This window comes from Pseudomonas sp. P108, from assembly GCF_032613195.1.
In the GTDB taxonomy this organism is placed as follows: domain Bacteria; phylum Pseudomonadota; class Gammaproteobacteria; order Pseudomonadales; family Pseudomonadaceae; genus Aquipseudomonas.
The window spans coordinates 2,084,899-2,102,643 of record NZ_CP126691.1 but is presented as its reverse complement, the minus strand read 5'-3'; the positions used below and the strand labels follow the sequence as shown (position 1 = coordinate 2,102,643).

The window sequence follows — 17,745 nt, the reverse complement described above, 5'->3', positions numbered from 1 at the left end:
GCTCGCGATAGCGGTGTCTCAGTCGATAAATTTTTTGGCTGATACACCGCTATCGCGAGCAGGCTCACTCCTACAAAGGTCACTAGCGACTCAATAAATGTGTACACAGCAATGTCACCATCGGTGCCATTTATGTGTGCACTTTTTTGTTTCCACGCCCTGAAAAGTTACATCACGCCTAAAAATTCCCCGCCCTCGCCCGCTGTCAAAATCCCCCGCCAAAAATAAATACTTGTTCAATCGGTCAATTTTTAACCAATTATTTTCAACCACTTAGCGTTCATCGATAACTTTTCGAAATGAACACGGCTGCGCATAGATCGCCAACTGGCACAAATCTGGCTTTAGTGCATACATGTTTTGTATACAAAACTGCAAAACATACACACTTTCGATCCGCAAGCCTGAAGCGCCCTATCCCGTACAGGCTGCAGATGCCCCGTAACCAGTGATGTTCGCTGGCCGCGACGAAGATATGTCGAGCCTGAACGCTCATGCACAGTCATCGCGGCCCTGCACATCAGGAGCCTGCCGGAATGCGTACAAGTCTCTCCAATAACATCGCGCTGAATCTGCCCGCCTCTGCCCTCGACCAACCGTTACCCGATGACGGTCTGACCGAGCCGTTACAACTGAGCCCGCGCCTGCACAACAGCGATCTCGCGCCGACCAAGGCCGAGGGTCGGCGCTGGGGCAAATACAGCATCTTCGCCCTGTGGACGAACGACGTGCACAACATCGCCAACTACTCCTTCGCCATCGGCCTCTACGCTTTGGGCCTGGGAGGCTGGCAGATTCTGCTGTCGCTGGGGATTGGTGCGGCGCTGGTGTACTTCTTCATGAACCTGTCCGGTTACATGGGGCAGAAAACCGGCGTGCCGTTTCCGGTGATCAGCCGGATCAGTTTCGGCATCCATGGCGCGCAAATTCCTGCACTGATCCGGGCGGTTATCGCTATTGCCTGGTTCGGGATTCAGACGTACCTGGCCTCAGTGGTGTTCCGCGTACTGCTCACAGCGGTGCATCCCGGTTTCGCCGAATACGACCACAACGCGATTCTGGGTCTGTCGACTTTGGGTTGGGTGTGTTTCGTGGCGATCTGGTTCGTGCAACTGGCGATCCTTGCCTACGGCATGGAAATGGTGCGCCGCTACGAAGCGTTTGCCGGACCGGTGATTCTGCTGACCGTGGCCGCCCTCGCCGCGTGGATGTACTTCCAGGCCGACGCGACCATCGCCTGGTCGACCCGCGAACCGCTCACGGGTGGCGAGATGTGGCGCAACATCTTTGCCGGCGGCGCTTTGTGGCTGGCGATCTACGGCACGTTGATCCTCAATTTCTGCGACTTCGCCCGCTCTTCGCCATGCCGCAAGACCATCAAGGTAGGAAACTTCTGGGGTTTGCCGGTGAATATTCTGGTGTTCGCCGCGATCACGGTCCTGCTCTGCGGTGCGCAATTTCAGATCAATGGCCGGATCATCGAAAGCCCGACCGAGATCATCGCCTCGATTCCCAACACCTTTTTCCTGGTGCTCGGTTGCCTGGCGTTTCTGATCGTCACCGTTGCGGTGAACATCATGGCCAACTTCGTCGCCCCGGCCTTCGTGCTGAGCAACCTGGCGCCGAAGTACCTGACGTTCCGCCGCGCCGGGCTGATCAGCGCGACCATCGCCGTGCTGATCCTGCCGTGGAATCTCTACAACAGCCCGCTGGTGATCGTGTATTTCCTGTCCGGCCTCGGCGCCCTGCTCGGCCCGTTGTACGGCGTGATCATGGTCGACTACTGGCTGATCCGCAAAGGTCGGATCAACGTACCGCAGCTCTACAGCGAAGATCCCAACGGCGCTTATTACTACAGCCACGGCGTCAATTTCCGCGCGGTGGCGGCGTTTATTCCTGCGGCATTGATCGCCATTGTCCTGGCGCTGGTTCCGGGCTTCCACAGTGTCTCGCCGTTTTCTTGGCTGATCGGCGCCGGGATCGCCGGAATGCTCTATCTGATCATCGCCAAACGCCAACCGCACTACGCCGACATCAGCGGCGAATCGATCGCTGTCGACAACGTCTGCCATTAACTCCCTCGCGGCCCGGACTTCGGGCCGCAGAACTGCCCGCTATAAGGATTTCCCCATGCGTATTCTCGTGGTCAACGTCAACACCACCGAATCCATCACTGAGGCCATCGCCCGTTCGGCACAGGCCGTTGCTTCGCCCGGAACTGAAATTGTCGGTTTGACGCCGTACTTCGGCGCCGATTCGATTGAAGGCAACTTCGAAAGCTATCTGGCGGCCATCGCGGTGATGGATCGGGTGATGTCCTACGATCAGCCGTTCGATGCGGTGATTCAGGCCGGTTATGGCGAACATGGCCGTGAAGGTTTGCAGGAATTGCTCAATGTGCCCGTAGTGGACATCACCGATGCGGCGGCGAGTACGGCGATGTTTCTGGGGCACGCGTATTCGGTGGTGACCACACTGGATCGCACCGTGCCGCTGATCGAGGATCGGCTGAAATTGTCCGGTCTGTGGGATCGTTGTGCATCGGTGCGGGCCAGTGGCCTGGCCGTTCTAGAGCTGGAGCACGAGCCGCAGCGCGCGCTGGAAGCGATCGTGCATCAGGCGGAGTTGGCGGTGACGCAGGACAAAGCCGAGGTGATCTGCCTGGGTTGCGGCGGCATGGCCGGGCTGGATGAGCAGATTCGTCGACGTACTGGCGTGCCGGTGGTGGATGGGGTGACGGCGGCGGTGACGATTGCGGAATCGCTTGTGCGGTTGCGCTTATCGACGTCAAAAGTGCGGACTTATGCAACGCCACGGCCGAAGAACATTATTGGCTGGCCGGGGCGGTTTGCCCGCTGAATTCTTCATCGTAGACCGAGTCGCTCCATTCGCGAGCAGGCTCGCTCCCACAGGGGAAATGCATTCCAAATGTGGGAGCGAGCCTGCTCGCGAAGGCGACAACTCGATCTGATACCTTGCTCAGATAGCACTGAACCGCTGCGCCAACCCCCGCTCCGCAAACTGCTCAATCAGAAAATCGACAAACGCCCGCGTCTTCCCCGGCAACAATTTATGCTCGGCGTAGTAAATCGAGATGTTGCCGTCATCGACAAACCAGTCCGGCAACACCCGCTGCAACGTCCCCGCCTGCAGATAGCCCACCGCAAACGGCATGCTCACCAGCGCGATTCCCAAGCCTTGTGCTGCAGTCCTGCAAGCGGCCTCGGAATCACTCATGGTCATTCGCGCCTTGAGCATCAACGGCCGACAATTCTGTGGATTACGTCCGGTCAATTGCCAGGAACGCACGCGTCCGGTTTGCGGCGAGCGGATCAGAATACCGTCGTGGTGGCTGAGGTCGTCTGGTTCGATGATCTCGGGATTGGCCTGTAAATAGTCGGTGGACGCGACCAATATCCGATGCGCCGGGCTCAACTTGCGTGCGATCACGCCTTGCGGCAGTTCGAAACCACCACCGATGGCCGCATCAAAGCCCTGGGCGATCAGATCGACCTGTCGATTATCGAAGTGCCAGTCCGGATTGATCGCCGGATATCGTTGTAGAAACTCACCGAGCATCGGCACGATATGCAGACAGCCAAATGCTGCGCCCATGCTGACTTTCAGCGTTCCCGCCGGTAGCCCTTCGACACTGGACAGATTGGCCACGGCATTTTGAATGGTCGTCAAACTGCCACTCACCTGATCGAGGAACAGTTGCCCGGCCTCGGTCAGCGTCAGGCTGCGTGTACTACGCTGGAACAGCCGCACGCCGAGCCGCACTTCGAGCTTGGCCACACTTTTGCCGACGGCTGCCGGGGTCAGACTCAAGCGTCGTGCGGCCTCGGCAAAGCTGCCGACTTCGGCACTACGCACAAAACATTCGATGCTGCTGAAGGTTTCCATGTTCGCCACTATAAACTTCTGGTTTACACAGACTATAGCAATCATGGTCTACACAGTTGTCGATACCACGCCGATACTCGGCACCAACACCAAGGCATTTCGCCTTGAATAGTCTGGAGATCGAACATGACCACTCAACACCTCAGCGGCAAAGTCGCTCTGATTCAAGGCGGTTCCCGTGGTATCGGTGCTGCCATCGTCAACCGCCTGGCCGCTGAAGGCGCCGCTGTAGCCTTCACTTACGTCAGCTCCAGCGCAAAAGCCGAAGAGCTGCAGAACAGCATCACCGCCAACGGTGGCAAAGCCTTGGCGATCAAGGCCGACAGCGCCGATGCCGCTGCCATCCGCCACGCCGTCAGCGCCACCGTCGAAGCTTTTGGCCGCCTCGACATTCTGGTCAACAACGCTGGCGTGCTGGCCGTCGCACCACTGGAAGACTTCAAACTTGAAGACTTCGACCAGACCGTAGCGATCAACATTCGCAGCGTCTTCATCGCCTCGCAGGAAGCCGCCAAACACATGGGCGAAGGCGCGCGCATCATCAACATCGGCAGTACCAACGCCGACCGCATGCCCTTCGCCGGTGGCGGTGTGTATGCAATGAGCAAATCGGCACTGGTCGGCCTGACCAAAGGCCTGGCCCGCGACCTCGGCCCACGCGGTATCACCGTCAACAACGTGCAGCCCGGCCCGGTCGACACCGACATGAACCCGGCGCACGGTGACTTCGCCGAAAGCCTGATTCCGCTGATGGCGGTGGGTCGTTACGGTAAAGCCGAAGAAATCGCCAGCTTCGTCGCTTATCTGGCAGGTCCGGAAGCCGGCTACATCACCGGTGCAAGCCTGACCATCGACGGTGGTTTCGGCGCCTGATATCTCCGCGTCGCCCGAACGAAAAACGCCGCCCATCTTGTTACAGAGGGGCGGCGTTTTTTGTGTCAGATGTTTACGCCCATTCCAGCGCCGGCAAACCACAGGCACTGGGCGTGAACGCTTTCAGAGTACGAAGAATCCCGTCAGCGTGTGCGTATTTTTCATCGGCCATGGCGGCATCGGGGATGGCGATCGCTGTCATGCCTGCGGCTTTCGCAGCGGTCACGCCAAACGGCGAATCCTCGAACACCAGGCAATCCTCAGGTGCCACGCCCAGACGGCGAGCGGCGGTGAGGAAAATATCCGGTGCCGGTTTGGCCGCGCCGACTTCCGGATCGTCTGCAGTGACGATGAAGTCGAACAACGCAAACCAGTCGCGGTGCAGCGTGGTTTTCTGCCCGAACGATTGACGCGACGAGCTGGTACCCACGGCAATCGGGATGTTGTGCGCCTTGAGATGGCGAATCAGCTCCTCGGCACCGGGCATCGCCTGCGCGGTGGGGAAACGCTCACGCATCAGCGGTTCACGGATGACCAGAAACTCTTCGGCGGTGATCGGCAGATCCAGCGCCTGCACCACGTAATTGGCCAGATCGTTGGCCCCGCGACCAATGATGTTCTGCTTGACGCTCCAGTCGAAGGTGCGCCCGTAACGCTGGGCAATCAGCGAGGTAACCTCGGTATAAATGCCCTCGGTGTCCAGCAGCAAACCGTCCATATCGAAAATCACGGCCTTGATCGGGCCGAACGCCTTCAGCGGTGCATTCATCATCGGATCCGTTAACAAAGACATCCCAGGCGGCAGGTGATGCCGCTGCTCGGATCTGATTAAAGGGTTCAGCAGCATAACGAGCGCGACAGACATTGAGCAACGGGCAATGTTTGTTGGGCGATGAACTACTCGCAGACATTTAGCGAAACATCCTACAGACATCACCTACTCGCCCGACTTCTTTCCTGTTTGATCCCCCGCAAAGTCCCCGCACCTTTTTGATGTGCGCGAGAGACTGCGAATGCTTCCAACCGATCGGCTGCTGGCCCTGAACAACAGCATCGGCCTGCTCGTTGTTGCTGCTTTGAATCCCGATGAGCCGGACTTCGAACATCTGATCCGCGAATTCCGCCTGTGCCTGAACCACTACGACGCCTGGGCCGAGCAGTTCTGGACAGGCGCCGCGCTGGATATCGAGCAGGTGTTCACTGTCGGCAACGACGTGCGCCTCAGCGCGCCGATCAAGTCGCAACAACCGCTCAGTTCATCGATGGTCATGTGCTCGGCCAGCGGGACGTTGACGCTGGTGCACATGTTCGAGGCCGCGCGGTTCGTGCCGATTGGCAACACCCCGGTGACGCTCGAAGCGGTGCTTGCCGATGTCGGCGGCGTGCTGACTTTCGGCGAAGCGCTGCATTACACCATCGGCCCCAGCGGCATTCTGCAAGTGACCGACTGCGATCGGGGCCAGCGTTATCGCATCACCTTCTTTCCCGATGTGTCCACCGACCATGTGCGTGCGCTGTATGCCTCTTATGAAAGTGTCATTGCAGGCCTGGAAGGCTGGCTGCGCGCTGAGTGGGCAGGGTTTCAACCCCAGTGGACGGAGTTTTCCAGCGCCGGGTTTCTTCAGCGTTACGGTCAGTTGCAACAGGCCGACTGGCGCGGGTTCGAGAAAGCCCTGAATGGCGTTTGGGACGACATTAAACAGGTATTCGCCCTCCTCGCCGACCTGCAGGCCAACAGCGAAAAGCTTCTGGAATACCTCAGCGAGGCCGAGCTTGAGGCGTTGTTGAATGCCTCCAGCGACGCCATTGCCAACGGCTTGCTGATCCTCAGTGACGAACCGCTGCTGTTCATTCATCTGGCCGCGTTTACCAGTTGGCTGAAGATGCTGCCGCCGCAATACCTGGCCGAAGTGGTGGCCGAGGTGCGGGTCGAACTGCTGATCAGTTTTCTGTTGATGGGGTTGTCGGGTGGCATCGGCGTGCCACTGCGCTTGAGCAGCAAGGTGCTGGCGAAGGTCAAGTCACCACGCGCTCGGGAGTGGTTGGCGGCTTCGGCTTTGCGCTTGGCCGAACTGACGTCCTCGGCGGATTTGACGCGGCATGCCAGCGTTTTGAAGCCGCTGATGCTCAATGTGCGTGACGTTGAGTTGAAACCGACACCGTCGATACCGCTGAACATTCGTCAGGCTGATTCTGTGGTGTTGACGGTGCCGAATCCGGCGCCTGTTGTGCGGGACAAGTCTGGCGGTTCGAGCCGGATCGAGCGACATGAGCCGCATGACGACTCGCCGGATCAGGCGAAAAATCCCAACGGTGACAGCGCCGATTGCGTGCCGCGCACCTGTACCAACGGCTGCCCGGTGTCGATGGTCACTGGCGAAGAACTGCTGACCCTGACTGATGGGGTGCTTGATGGCGTGTTGCCGTTTGAGTTCACGCGGTTGTATCGCTCTAGTGCCGCTGAGATCGATGTCGGGCTGGGGTTTGGCTGGAGTCATTCGCTGGCGCATCGGCTGGAATTTTTCGCTGATGAGGTTGTTTGGGTCGATCACGAGAACCGGCGCACCCGCTTTCCGCTGCCGAGTATTGAGCGACCGGCGATTCACAACAGCCTGTCGCGGGCGGCGATTTTCCTGGGCGATGAACCGGAAGAGCTGATCCTCGCACTGGCCGGGGAAACGGCGCGGTTTTATCACTTTCGTGCAGGACGGCTGACGGCGATCAGCGATGCCTATGGCAATCGTCTGACGGTGCAGCGCGATCGATCTGACCGGGTGCAACGCCTGGATAACGGCGCCGGGCGCTCGCTGCTGTTGCGCTATGACCGCGCGCAGTTGCTGGGTGTCGATTACCAGGTGTTTCGCGAGGGTGTCTGGAGCACCGAACAGGCGCTGGTCAGTTACCGCTACGACGCCTATCAGCACCTGATCGAAGCCAGCAATGCCGTCGGTGAAAGCGAGCGTTACGACTACGACGACGCTCACGTGATCCTGCAGCGGCAACTGGCCGGCGGCGCGAGTTTTTTCTGGGAGTGGGAGCGCTCGGGCAAGGCTTCTCGCTGTGTCAGGCATTGGGCCTCGTTTTCGCAGATGGACACGCGCTACGTCTGGAACGACGACGGCAGTGTCGCGGTGCATTACGTCGATGGCACCGAAGAGGTTTACGTCCACGACGAGCGTGCGCGGCTGGTGCGCAAGGTCGAGGCCGACGGTGGCGAGCAGCTCAAGGCCTATGACTCTTCGGGGCGGTTGATCGCCGAGCAGGATGCCTTGGGCGCTGTCACTGAATACCGCTACGACGAGGTCGGACGGCTGATCGCGCTGATTCCGCCGGCTGACGCGCCAACGTCCTACGAGTATCGCAACGGTTTCCTGCATAAACGCTCTCGCGGTGACGCGGTGTGGATCTACCGGCGCAATGCCGAGGGCGATGTCACCGAGGCGGTCGACCCCGACGGTCAGGTCACCCATTACTACTACGACACCCGGGGTCAGTTGCTGTCGATCCGCTACCCGGACAGCAGCCGGCATCGGCTGGTGTGGAATGCCCTCGGCCAGTTGACCGAGGAAACCCTGCCCGACGGTGGCGTGCGGCGTTTTTCCTACGATGCATTGGGGCGGCGGACCACAACCGCAGACGAACACGCTGCGGTCACCCGTCAGCATTGGGACGCCGTTGGCCGACTGATTCAGACGACATTTCCTGACGGTGCGACCCGCGCCTACAGCTACGGCGCCTACGGTCAGGTCACCGCCGAGCGCGATGAACTCGGGCGCATCACCCGCTACGAATACGACGATGACCTGCACCTTGTCTCGCGGCGGATCAACCCCGACGGCACGCGGGTGCAGTACCGCTACGACCATGCGCAACTGCTGCTCACCGAGATCGAAAACGAGTCCGGGGAAAAGTACCGACTCGACTACACGCCGACTGGGCTGATTCGTCAGGAAAGCGGTTTTGACGGCCGGCGCACGGCGTACGCCTATGACCTCAACGGCCATCTGCTGGAGAAGACCGAGTTCGGCGATGACGGCTCTTGTTTGCTCACTGCGTATGAGCGCGATGCTGCCGGGCGTCTGCTGATCAAGACCCTGCCCGACGGCCTCAAGGTCACCTACCAATACGACCGTCTCGGCCGTTTGATTGGCGTCGACGACGGCCAGCAACACCCGCTGGCCTTCGAGTACGACCGCCAGGACCGCTTGATCACCGAGCATCAGGGCTGGGGCACCCTGCGTTACCGCTACGACGCCTGCGGCCAGCTCAAACGCATGCGCCTGCCGGACAACAGCGTGCTCGACTACCGCCACGCCAAGGGCGGCGCGCTGACCGACATCGACCTCAACGGCACGCCGCTGACCCGTCACGTCTATAAGTCCGGTCGCGAACAACAACGTCAGCAGGGCCTGCTGCTCAGCGAATACTCCTACGACGATCAGGGACGATTACTCGCCCACGCCGTAGGCCATCAGCGCGATGCGTTGTACCGCCGCGATTATGCCTACAACGCCAACGGCAATCTCGCGCACATTGCCGACAGCCGCCACGGCCAGCGCACCTACGGTTACGACGCCCTCGACCGGCTGATCCGCGTACGCCACTCACGCGACGAACTGCCGGAAAGCTTCGCCCACGACCCGGCCGGCAACCTGCTGATGCAGGACCGTCCCGGCCCGAGCCAGATCAAAGGCAACCGCCTGCTCATGCAGGGCGATCGTCATTACGACTACGACGCCTTCGGCAACCTGATCCGCGAGCGTCGTGGTCGCGCGCAGACTCTCGTCACTGAATACCGCTACGACTGCCAGCACCGTCTGATCGGCCTGACCCGTCCGGACGGCCAGACCGCGTCCTACCAATACGACGCCTTCGGCCGGCGCATCCGCAAAACCGTCGGCGACGCCACCACCGAGTTCTTCTGGCAAGGCGACCACCTCGTCGCCGAAAGCAGCGAAAGCGAATACCGCAGCTACGTCTACGAACCCGGCACCTTCCGCCCCCTCGCGCTGCTCGACGGCAAAGGTCCGAAAAAAGCCTGCCCGTTCTACTACCAACTCGACCACCTCGGCACCCCGCAGGAACTCACCGACTACAGCGGCGACATCGTCTGGTCCGCGCAATACGACGCCTACGGCAAAGTCGCCGCACTGACCCTGGCCGGCGAAGACTACCTGAACCAGCCGCTGCGTTTTCAGGGGCAGTACTTCGATGGCGAAAGCGGCCTGCATTACAACCGGCATCGGTACTACGACCCGAGGCTGGGGCGGTACCTGACGCCGGATCCGATCAAGTTGGCCGGTGGGTTGAATCAGTACCAGTACGTGCCGAATCCGACGGGGTGGGTGGATCCGTTGGGGTTGGCCTGCACTCCGTGCCCGGGAGCGATACAGGCAGATGGGCCGTATAGTGAAATTGTTCCAGGTGGGGGACTAGCAGCTCACGAAGCCCAGGGTGGTCATCTGATTATCAAGCATGTTGGAAGAACTGATATCCAACTGGCTCAAAGACTACAAGCAGAGCCCAACATTCCTGCAGCTTCTACTTTCATGAATCGCGCCGAAGCTGAAGCTGCAGTATCTGAAGCATTAAGCTCGAACTCGCAAAAAGTGACTCAATTCTTGAACAGCAACAAAGGAAAAACGAGTTTTTCGCATGTTCTCGGCCGACCAGTGGGTGTGAGTATGCTCAGTGGCCTTACGCACTCTCAATCAGCATCAAAATTACTATTGGTCTTGAAAAAAGACCCTGCGCTACCTTTGGGATATTTTTTATTAACGGGATTTCCAGAACTATGACAAATGACTTTCCAGAGGCTAAAGATTTTTTTGGCGCCTACTTTCATCAAGATTGGCCGGTGGAGCACGACACAGCTGATCAAGTGATTGACGATTTTTTGAGAAACTCAGATAAAGCAGTATTGATTTTAGTTCGTAACGAACTGCGAGCCTTGCTCAGTAACAAGCTAAACGAAATCGACCTGCGAGCGTTTTTCTTAAAAGAACTGCATTGTTACTATTGCTACTGGAACGAATGGGCCTCTGGTGAAGCTTGGTTGCGTCACATCGAAAGGAAGTTAAACGAAAATCTGGCTGACTATCATGCACGCCTATAAGGGCCTGACATTACAGGCCCGTGGATTCAGGTTCAGATAATCAGTGGGCTCGGTTTAAAAACAACCGTTCACTGCTCATCCTCATCCTCTTCATACTCCATATCCGCCTCATCCGAATCATTCAACGGCACCGTCGCATCATCCATCAACGACCCCGGATCCTCATTCCCCGGGTCATTGATAAACGGCAGTCCACTCGAACCTTTCTCTTCCTTGCCTTCAGTTTCGGGAGTCATGGCAAACCTCGTCATCTGGTGGAGTGTATGACTTTCGAATAGCCCTACAGCCAATCGTTCCAGAGTCCGACGAGCAAATGCAAAAAACCCGGCAAAATGCCGGGTTTCCGTTTAACCCACCATCAATGATGGCGGTTTTTATGTTTGTTCTTGTGTTTGTGACCACCACCCGAATGAGAGCCACCATCGTCACCGAGGTTATTACCGACCGCACCACCCGCCGCGCCGCCCAACCCTGCGCCAATGGTCGAACCCGTAGAGCCGCCGAGGCTGTTGCCGACGACCGAGCCACCCGCCGCGCCGAGACCACCGCCAATGGCCGCTTCGGTTCGATTGCGTTTATTCGCCCCGACGGCACTGCCGGCCGCGCCGCCAACACCCGCACCTACCGCCGCGCCAGTACTGCCACCGAGTTGTCCACCGACCACATTGCCGAGCGCGCCGCCCAAGCCGCCACCCACAGCGGCGGTGCCATCACCGGCGGCCATAGCCCCCTGAGCGACCAGCAACCCGAAAAACAGTGCAGATAATGACAATCGCATATGAACCTCACAGTTCCCGAAGCGGGACAGTCCGCCCAGACATGGGCCTATGTGAGATTGGAGACGCAAACGGGAAAAACGTTCAGCCATGAAAAAGCCCGGCATCAAGCCGGGCTTTCTCTGACAAACGATCAATCTCAGTGACGCTTATGCCCTTTGGACAGGTTGCTGCCCACCGCGCCGCCAGCCGCACCGCCCAGGCCTGCACCAATCGTGGCGCCAGTCTTGCCGCCCAGGCTGTTGCCGATCACCGAACCGCCAGCTGCACCAACACCACCGCCAATCGCCGCTTTCGTCCGGCTGCCCTTACGCGCCGCCATTGCGCTACCTGCCGCGCCAGCAACGCCTGCGCCAATTGCCGCGCCAGTGCTACCGCCCATTTTCTGGCCGACCACATTACCCAGCGCGCCACCCAGACCACCGCCCAGCGCAGCGGTGCCATCGCCGGCAGCCATTGCACCTTGAGCAACCAGAAGCCCCAGAACCAGAGCAGGCAGTGTTAAACGCATGACGAAAACCTCAAAAATTGGGATGACAAAAAGGGCCGGGATTTAATGCCGTCGCCGCGAAAAAGTCCAGCCGAAATCAGTGGCTTCGCGCACTTGGCGCCGATTGGACAGCGATTCCGGAAAAGGTTTTATGACAGGCAAAAAAAAGCCCGCTGGGGAGACGGGCTGGAGACTTGCTTTCTAACGGATGGCTTCACCCTACCGGGGTAGACGTGAAAAGTTTGTGAAAGCCCACTGCATTCGCCACCAAACTGCGTAGGACATGTCCTCACTCAATCAGCCATAAAAAACCCCGTTCAATGACGGGGTTATGCCAGTGACAGATTATTTTCTGGATCGCGCGCTGACTTTGGGCAGAAATTTTGCCTTCGGCCCTTTCGGTGCTGTGGATTTGATCTTGCCGGTCTGTACCCGGTCCTCGCCAAAGCCTGACTGGTACTCGGTCTGACCGCACCGTACACAGTTATTGAAGGAAAATTCAGCGCCATCGTCTTCGATATACGGATCAGTCATACCATCGCCCCTTCGCCACCGGTCGACACCGGCAAAAACCCATTCGCCTGAAAAAATATCGACCTCCAACGCTTTTGAGACTAGCTGGTCATTCCTGGACTTGTTATTCAGATCTCCTGATGCCCGACGAATGGCCTACAAAAACTCAACGCGAAGAATTGCCATTGGTCCTGCACCGCTAAAGAATTCCGGAGGTAGGCCGTTGCCCTTTTTCATACAAATGAATCTCAAGGAGAGAACATGCAAATCAACGGATTCCCGAATCTACCTGTCGTAAAGCTCACGGACGAACAAATCGCAGCCGGCAAAGCCGGGGCGGAAAAACTCAAGGACAAGATCGCTTCCGGTGAAATCACCATCAAATATCCGGGCCCCGATACGCCGGTTCTGCAGCCTGGCGTCATTTACCATCCGAGCCAGCCAGTGCAACCGAACCAACCTTCCGACACACCTCCGCTTGTCGCCATCGACACGCCGCTCACCTATGACGCGAGAGGCGCTGTGATCCTCAAGCCACAAGGCTGATTACACAGAAAGATTGAGCCCGTTCAATCTCTGAACGGGCTCACACACCGTCAAGCAAACTCAGCGCAACTTCACCGCCGTTCCCGTCGCAAACACCACAACCATCCCGCCCTTGCCGCCGGGCATGCTGATCTCGAAATCCACCCCGACCACCGCATCAGCCTGCAGAGCACGCGCACGCTCCCGTATTTCTTCGGTCGCCTGAATACGCGCCTCCTTCAAAGCCCGCTCCAGGGTCTGCGAACGCCCGCCGAAAAAGTCGCGCATACCGGCAAACATGTCACGGATCACATTCACGCCCTGCACCGACTCGGCACTGACGATGTCCAGATAGGCCGTGATCTGCCGGCCTTCAATGGCGTGAGTGGTGGAAATGATCATGGAATGGCGTTCCTTTACTGATAGATAAGTCGGCGATTGTAATCGCTCAACGCTGAACTCAACTCGCCGCCAATAAAATCCGGACGCCAGAATGCACAAAACCCCTGACTTCTCTCGAAGTCAGGGGTTTTGTGTACTTAATGTGGCGGTGAAGGAGAGATTCGAACTCTCGATACAGTTTCCTGTATACACACTTTCCAGGCGTGCTCCTTAAGCCACTCGGACACTTCACCGTATCTCTTCAAACATGTTCTGTCTGTCGAGGCGCGCTAATGTAGTCGAAAGCTTTTGCGATGGCAAACTTTTTTTCAGAATTTTCATGCGGTTAAGAGAAAAAGCCGTTTCGCCGACCGTCAGGCCATGGCAAACCGGCCAATCTTCGGTGGAGGTGACCCTTCTATATAGAAGCAGAATGCCTCGCCGCGCTGGCTACGCCGGGAAACGGTGACTGGCGGGTCAGTCACGGCGCTTTACCTGGCCTGCGGCGGTGGGTAACGTCTGCCCATCTTTCTTACAAGGAATAGCGTCATGAGTGAGTTGATTTCCTACCACCTCGAAGACGGTATCGCGACCCTGACCTTGAGCAATGGCAAGGTCAATGCCATTTCTCCGGACGTGATTGCGGCATTCAACGCGGCGCTGGATCAGGCAGTGACTGATCGTGCCATCGTGATCATTACCGGTCAGCCAGGGATTCTGTCCGGCGGCTACGATCTGAAAGTGATGACCGCCGGCCCTAAAGAAGCCGTGGCGCTTGTGACTGCCGGTTCGACGTTGGCGCGTCGCCTGCTCTCTCACCCGTTCCCGGTCATCGTCGCTTGCCCGGGTCATGCTGTGGCAAAAGGCGCTTTCATTCTGTTATCTGCCGACTACCGTATCGGCGTCGACGGTCCGTTCAGCATCGGCCTGAACGAAGTGCAGATCGGCATGACCATGCACCACGCTGGTATCGAGTTGGCGCGTGATCGTCTGCGTCGTTCGGCGTTCCACCGCTCAGTGATCAACGGCGAGATGTTCGATCCGCAAAGCGCCGTGGATGCCGGTTTCCTCGACAAAGTGGTTTCCGCCGAGGAGTTGCAAGGTGCCGCCCTCGCCGCTGCGCGTCAGCTGAAGAAGATCAACATGCTTGCGCACAAAAACACCAAGTTGAAAGTACGCAAGGCGCTGCTGGAAACCCTGGATAACGCGATCATCCAGGATCAGGAACATCTCGGTTAACCCCAGACACATGCAATAAAGAAAAGCCCGACCATCGTGTCGGGCTTTTTCTTGCACGCTCGGTTGAAGACGCCGTGGCTGCTCTAGGACGGGTCTGACAAGCAAGTCTGAAACATGCGCTTAAACATCGGCTATCTCCGCACTCTATAGCGGCAATTGCCGAAAACAGTGCACATCCGTACACTGCGCCACCTTTTGTCCCGGTGGGGCCTGAAAATGCTGTTCGTGTTTCGTATGTTATTGATGGGCCTGCACTTTATTCTGGCGGGTGTGCTCGGGGTGATCCTCGGGATCTGCCGTCCGTTCAATCCGGACAACAGCCGTCTGTGCGCCCGCCTCTACGCATTGCCAGCCATGTGCATTTTGCGCCTGCGGGTGAAAACAGACGTCAGTGGCTTGATGAACAAGCCTGACAGCTGCGTGATCATCGCCAACCATCAGTCCAACTACGATCTGTTCGTGTTCGGCAACGTCGTGCCCCGTCGTACTGTGTGTATCGGCAAGAAGAGCCTGAAGTGGGTGCCGCTGTTCGGGCAACTGTTCTGGCTGGCTGGCAATGTACTGATCGATCGCGGGAATGCGCACAAAGCGCGCCAGTCGATGTTGACCACCACCAATACCTTGCAGAACGAAGACACCTCGATCTGGGTGTTCCCGGAAGGCACGCGCAACCTCGGCGAAGAATTGCTGCCGTTCAAGAAAGGCGCGTTCCAGATGGCAATTGCCGCTGGTGTACCGATCGTTCCGGTTTGCGTGAGCAGTTACATCAAGCACATGCGTCTGAATCGCTGGCGCAGCGGGAAAGTCCTCATACGCTCGCTGCCGGCAATTCCCACAGCCGGATTGACCATGGATGACATGCCCATGCTCATCAATCAGTGCCGAGAACAGATGCGCGAGTGCATTGATTCGATGGATCGACAGCTACAAGCCGCGTGAAAAGCAAACCCGCCCTGTGCGGGTTTTCTTTTGCCCGGTGAACTGTACAGATTTCACTGACTCTCAAGCAGCGACACGGCTAAGCTGAAGCCTTGCATTCCCTGCCACCTGCCAAGAAGAAGTGAATCACCACCATGGGTCGAGTTGTTGCTGCTGCGGTGTACAGCGCAGGCAAGAAAGTCACCAATATTAGCCTCGACGAAGGCGCCGCCTGGGCCGCGAAAACCGGACATTTTGTCTGGATCGGTCTGGAAGAGCCGGACGCTCAAGAACTGTCCAATCTGCAACGTCAGTTCAACCTGCACGAACTGGCCATCGAAGATGCTCTGGAAAAACACAGTCGACCGAAGCTGGAAACCTTTGGCGACGCTTTGTTTATCGTCACCTACTCGCCTATACGCGAAAACGGCATTCTGCAATTTATCGAGACGCACATCTTTGCCGGCAAGGGCTACATCATCACCGCGCGTAACGGCCACTCGGCGTCCTACGCCCATGTCCGCCAACGTTGTGAGGCGCGTCCACTGTTGCTGGAGCATGGGGAAGATTTCGTACTCTATGCGCTGCTCGATTTCGTCATCGAGAACTATCAGCCAGTCGGTGAAGCGATCCATGCCGAAATCGATGAACTGGAGCGCAACGTGCTGTGTAGCGCACTGAATGAGCGTGACATTCAGAGGCTGCATGGCTTGCGCCGTGACGTTGTACGCCTGCGCCGGTACGCGGCGCCGATGGTGGAGATTGGCGAGGAACTGCAGAAGCTGAGCTTCCCGTTCATCGACAAGAACATGCGCCCGTACTTCCGCGATGTGCAGATCCACGTCACGCGGCAGATGGAAGACCTGAGCACGCTCGCCGACATTGCCAGCCAGACCATTGAGATTGGGGTATTGCTCGAGGCCTCACGGCAAAGCGTGGTGCAGCGCAAGTTTGCTGCCTGGGCGGCGATTCTGGCGTTTCCGACGGCGGTGGCGGGGATTTACGGGATGAACTTCCAGAACATGCCGGAGTTGAGTTGGCACTACGGCTATTTCGGCGTGCTGGGGTTTATTGCGGTGGGGTGTGTGAGTTTGTGGGCGAGTTTCAAGAAATCCGGGTGGTTGTAGAGCAGACCGAGTTGTCTGGAACATTCGCGAGCAGGCTCGCTCCCACATTGATCGGTGGTGCACCGAAAATCTAATGCGGGAGCGAGCCTGCTCGCGAAGCTTTTGGCCTTAGACAGTTTCTGGCTTATGCGCCACAAAACGCATCATCCACTCCGCAACCGTCGCACCATGGTGCTCTTGCTCCAGACTCGCCACGCCTTTGCTGTATATCTGCGAACCGAGCGCCTCCTGGCGCAAATCGAGCAATGCTCGCGAATAATCGTGGATGAACTCCGGGTGCCCCTGGAAGCACAGCACCTGATCATTGATGTGATACGCCGCGAACGGGCAGAAATCGCTGGAAGCAATAACCGTCGCGTTTTCCGGCAGCGCTGTGACCTGATCCTGATGGCTGATCAGCAGCGTCAGTTCCTCACGCACCGGGCTCATCCAAGGCGCCTTCGCCGCCAGTTTGTAGTTATGGGTGCCGACACCCCAACCCTGCGTCGCACGCTCGCTCTTGCCACCGAGCAACAGCGCCAGCAGTTGATGGCCGAAGCACACGCCGAGCAGTTTGTCGCCACGCTCGTAACGAGTCAGCAGGTATTCCTTGAGGGTCTGGATCCACGGATCAGTACCGAACGAGTCAGCCTTGCTGCCGGTGACCAGGTACGCGTCGAAGCTCAGGTCGTCGCTCGGGTATTCGCCCTGCATCACGTTGTAGACGGTGAACTCGGCGGCAATCGGTTGCTGCGAGAACAGGCGCTGAAACATCTGCCCGTAACCCTGATATTGATCGACCAGTTCCGGACGCAGGATGTCGGTTTCCAGAATGCAGATGCGTAGCGACATAAAAAATACCTGACACGTGATGGGAATAATGAACACCCCAGAGCCTGCCTT

Annotated in this window: 17 protein-coding genes and 1 tRNA gene; 9 read left to right on the top strand and 9 right to left on the bottom strand. The window is 58.1% G+C overall.

All coding sequences use genetic code 11. From position 1 onward, the window contains the following. The first annotated feature begins 536 nt into the window (after window positions 1–536). Entirely contained in the window at window positions 537–2,075 is a 1,539-nt protein-coding gene (locus QOM10_RS09320) for an NCS1 family nucleobase:cation symporter-1 (RefSeq protein WP_150751647.1), read from the top strand. Between the two features lie 55 nt (window positions 2,076–2,130). After that, window positions 2,131–2,859, top strand: a complete 729-nt coding sequence (locus QOM10_RS09315; RefSeq protein ID WP_007916448.1) for an aspartate/glutamate racemase family protein — start codon at window positions 2,131–2,133, stop codon at window positions 2,857–2,859. Between the two features lie 120 nt (window positions 2,860–2,979). Here the strand turns inward: QOM10_RS09315 and QOM10_RS09310 are convergent, their stop codons facing one another. Continuing rightward, complete coding sequence (locus QOM10_RS09310) at window positions 2,980–3,906, bottom strand: LysR family transcriptional regulator (protein ID WP_160038915.1); 927 nt, start codon at window positions 3,904–3,906, stop codon at window positions 2,980–2,982. A 126-nt stretch (window positions 3,907–4,032) separates the two neighbouring features. On the opposite strand from QOM10_RS09310, the gene QOM10_RS09305 reads away from it, so the two are divergent. Next, window positions 4,033–4,779, top strand: coding sequence for a 3-oxoacyl-ACP reductase family protein (locus QOM10_RS09305; RefSeq protein ID WP_160038913.1), 747 nt, complete (start codon window positions 4,033–4,035; stop codon window positions 4,777–4,779). A gap of 73 nt (window positions 4,780–4,852) precedes the next feature. Here the strand turns inward: QOM10_RS09305 and QOM10_RS09300 are convergent, their stop codons facing one another. Beyond that, window positions 4,853–5,548, bottom strand: a complete 696-nt coding sequence (locus QOM10_RS09300) for an HAD-IA family hydrolase (RefSeq protein WP_026000652.1) — start codon at window positions 5,546–5,548, stop codon at window positions 4,853–4,855. Between the two features lie 244 nt (window positions 5,549–5,792). On the opposite strand from QOM10_RS09300, the gene QOM10_RS31250 reads away from it, so the two are divergent. Then, window positions 5,793–10,577 (top strand): RHS repeat-associated core domain-containing protein, encoded by a 4,785-nt coding sequence (locus tag QOM10_RS31250; protein WP_410479211.1) that lies wholly within the window; start codon window positions 5,793–5,795, stop codon window positions 10,575–10,577. After that, window positions 10,574–10,894, top strand: a complete 321-nt coding sequence (locus tag QOM10_RS09280; protein ID WP_150775456.1) for a contact-dependent growth inhibition system immunity protein — start codon at window positions 10,574–10,576, stop codon at window positions 10,892–10,894. Before QOM10_RS31250 ends, QOM10_RS09280 begins: the two co-directional genes overlap by 4 nt. A 68-nt stretch (window positions 10,895–10,962) precedes the next feature. Here the strand turns inward: QOM10_RS09280 and QOM10_RS09275 are convergent, their stop codons facing one another. The 4 genes from QOM10_RS09275 to QOM10_RS09260 form a co-directional block, all read right to left on the bottom strand. Further along, window positions 10,963–11,130, bottom strand: coding sequence for a hypothetical protein (locus QOM10_RS09275; RefSeq protein ID WP_007914082.1), 168 nt, complete (start codon window positions 11,128–11,130; stop codon window positions 10,963–10,965). 122 nt (window positions 11,131–11,252) lie between these two features. Continuing rightward, a complete protein-coding gene (locus QOM10_RS09270; protein ID WP_007914081.1) occupies window positions 11,253–11,672 on the bottom strand; it encodes a YMGG-like glycine zipper-containing protein in 420 nt (139 codons plus the stop codon). Window positions 11,673–11,809: 137 nt separating this feature from the next. Beyond that, a complete protein-coding gene (locus QOM10_RS09265) occupies window positions 11,810–12,181 on the bottom strand; it encodes a hypothetical protein (RefSeq protein ID WP_038366883.1) in 372 nt (123 codons plus the stop codon). Between the two features lie 324 nt (window positions 12,182–12,505). After that, window positions 12,506–12,694 carry a hypothetical protein gene (locus QOM10_RS09260; protein WP_095050941.1) on the bottom strand — a complete coding sequence of 63 codons (189 nt, stop codon included), beginning with the start codon at window positions 12,692–12,694 and terminating at the stop codon, window positions 12,506–12,508. A 240-nt stretch (window positions 12,695–12,934) separates the two neighbouring features. Between QOM10_RS09260 and QOM10_RS09255 the strand changes: the two genes are divergently transcribed. Continuing rightward, window positions 12,935–13,219 (top strand): hypothetical protein, encoded by a 285-nt coding sequence (locus QOM10_RS09255; RefSeq protein WP_127926469.1) that lies wholly within the window; start codon window positions 12,935–12,937, stop codon window positions 13,217–13,219. 60 nt (window positions 13,220–13,279) lie between these two features. Here the strand turns inward: QOM10_RS09255 and QOM10_RS09250 are convergent, their stop codons facing one another. Together QOM10_RS09250 and QOM10_RS09245 are read right to left on the bottom strand one after the other, a co-directional pair. Further along, window positions 13,280–13,600 (bottom strand): YbjQ family protein, encoded by a 321-nt coding sequence (locus QOM10_RS09250; protein WP_016985528.1) that lies wholly within the window; start codon window positions 13,598–13,600, stop codon window positions 13,280–13,282. 143 nt (window positions 13,601–13,743) lie between these two features. Further along, a tRNA-Ser gene (locus tag QOM10_RS09245) sits at window positions 13,744–13,833 on the bottom strand. A 295-nt stretch (window positions 13,834–14,128) separates the two neighbouring features. Here QOM10_RS09245 and QOM10_RS09240 point away from each other — a divergent pair. The 3 genes from QOM10_RS09240 (at window position 14,129) to QOM10_RS09230 (ending at window position 16,863) form a co-directional block, all read left to right on the top strand. Then, complete coding sequence (locus QOM10_RS09240) at window positions 14,129–14,818, top strand: crotonase/enoyl-CoA hydratase family protein (protein ID WP_016985527.1); 690 nt, start codon at window positions 14,129–14,131, stop codon at window positions 14,816–14,818. A gap of 216 nt (window positions 14,819–15,034) precedes the next feature. Next, window positions 15,035–15,757 (top strand): lysophospholipid acyltransferase family protein, encoded by a 723-nt coding sequence (locus QOM10_RS09235; RefSeq protein ID WP_127926467.1) that lies wholly within the window; start codon window positions 15,035–15,037, stop codon window positions 15,755–15,757. Window positions 15,758–15,891: 134 nt separating this feature from the next. After that, on the top strand, window positions 15,892–16,863 hold the full coding sequence (locus QOM10_RS09230) for a magnesium and cobalt transport protein CorA (RefSeq protein ID WP_150751651.1): 972 nt from the start codon (window positions 15,892–15,894) through the stop codon (window positions 16,861–16,863). 108 nt (window positions 16,864–16,971) lie between these two features. Here the strand turns inward: QOM10_RS09230 and QOM10_RS09225 are convergent, their stop codons facing one another. Continuing rightward, window positions 16,972–17,694 carry an amidotransferase gene (locus QOM10_RS09225; protein WP_127926465.1) on the bottom strand — a complete coding sequence of 241 codons (723 nt, stop codon included), beginning with the start codon at window positions 17,692–17,694 and terminating at the stop codon, window positions 16,972–16,974. Window positions 17,695–17,745: the final 51 nt, after the last annotated feature.

Excerpts from the sequence above, each read along its gene's own strand:
- QOM10_RS09320 (WP_150751647.1), top strand. The coding sequence starts at position 537 with ATGCGTACAAGTCTCTCCAATAACATCGCGCTGAATCTGCCCGCCTCT.
- QOM10_RS09315 (WP_007916448.1), top strand. The coding sequence starts at position 2,131 with ATGCGTATTCTCGTGGTCAACGTCAACACCACCGAATCCATCACTGAG.
- QOM10_RS09310 (WP_160038915.1), bottom strand. The coding sequence starts at position 3,906 with ATGGAAACCTTCAGCAGCATCGAATGTTTTGTGCGTAGTGCCGAAGTC.
- QOM10_RS09305 (WP_160038913.1), top strand. The coding sequence starts at position 4,033 with ATGACCACTCAACACCTCAGCGGCAAAGTCGCTCTGATTCAAGGCGGT.
- QOM10_RS09300 (WP_026000652.1), bottom strand. The coding sequence starts at position 5,548 with ATGAATGCACCGCTGAAGGCGTTCGGCCCGATCAAGGCCGTGATTTTC.
- QOM10_RS31250 (WP_410479211.1), top strand. The coding sequence starts at position 5,793 with ATGCTTCCAACCGATCGGCTGCTGGCCCTGAACAACAGCATCGGCCTG.
- QOM10_RS09280 (WP_150775456.1), top strand. The coding sequence starts at position 10,574 with ATGACAAATGACTTTCCAGAGGCTAAAGATTTTTTTGGCGCCTACTTT.
- QOM10_RS09275 (WP_007914082.1), bottom strand. The coding sequence starts at position 11,130 with ATGACTCCCGAAACTGAAGGCAAGGAAGAGAAAGGTTCGAGTGGACTG.
- QOM10_RS09270 (WP_007914081.1), bottom strand. The coding sequence starts at position 11,672 with ATGCGATTGTCATTATCTGCACTGTTTTTCGGGTTGCTGGTCGCTCAG.
- QOM10_RS09265 (WP_038366883.1), bottom strand. The coding sequence starts at position 12,181 with ATGCGTTTAACACTGCCTGCTCTGGTTCTGGGGCTTCTGGTTGCTCAA.
- QOM10_RS09260 (WP_095050941.1), bottom strand. The coding sequence starts at position 12,694 with ATGACTGATCCGTATATCGAAGACGATGGCGCTGAATTTTCCTTCAAT.
- QOM10_RS09255 (WP_127926469.1), top strand. The coding sequence starts at position 12,935 with ATGCAAATCAACGGATTCCCGAATCTACCTGTCGTAAAGCTCACGGAC.
- QOM10_RS09250 (WP_016985528.1), bottom strand. The coding sequence starts at position 13,600 with ATGATCATTTCCACCACTCACGCCATTGAAGGCCGGCAGATCACGGCC.
- QOM10_RS09240 (WP_016985527.1), top strand. The coding sequence starts at position 14,129 with ATGAGTGAGTTGATTTCCTACCACCTCGAAGACGGTATCGCGACCCTG.
- QOM10_RS09235 (WP_127926467.1), top strand. The coding sequence starts at position 15,035 with ATGCTGTTCGTGTTTCGTATGTTATTGATGGGCCTGCACTTTATTCTG.
- QOM10_RS09230 (WP_150751651.1), top strand. The coding sequence starts at position 15,892 with ATGGGTCGAGTTGTTGCTGCTGCGGTGTACAGCGCAGGCAAGAAAGTC.
- QOM10_RS09225 (WP_127926465.1), bottom strand. The coding sequence starts at position 17,694 with ATGTCGCTACGCATCTGCATTCTGGAAACCGACATCCTGCGTCCGGAA.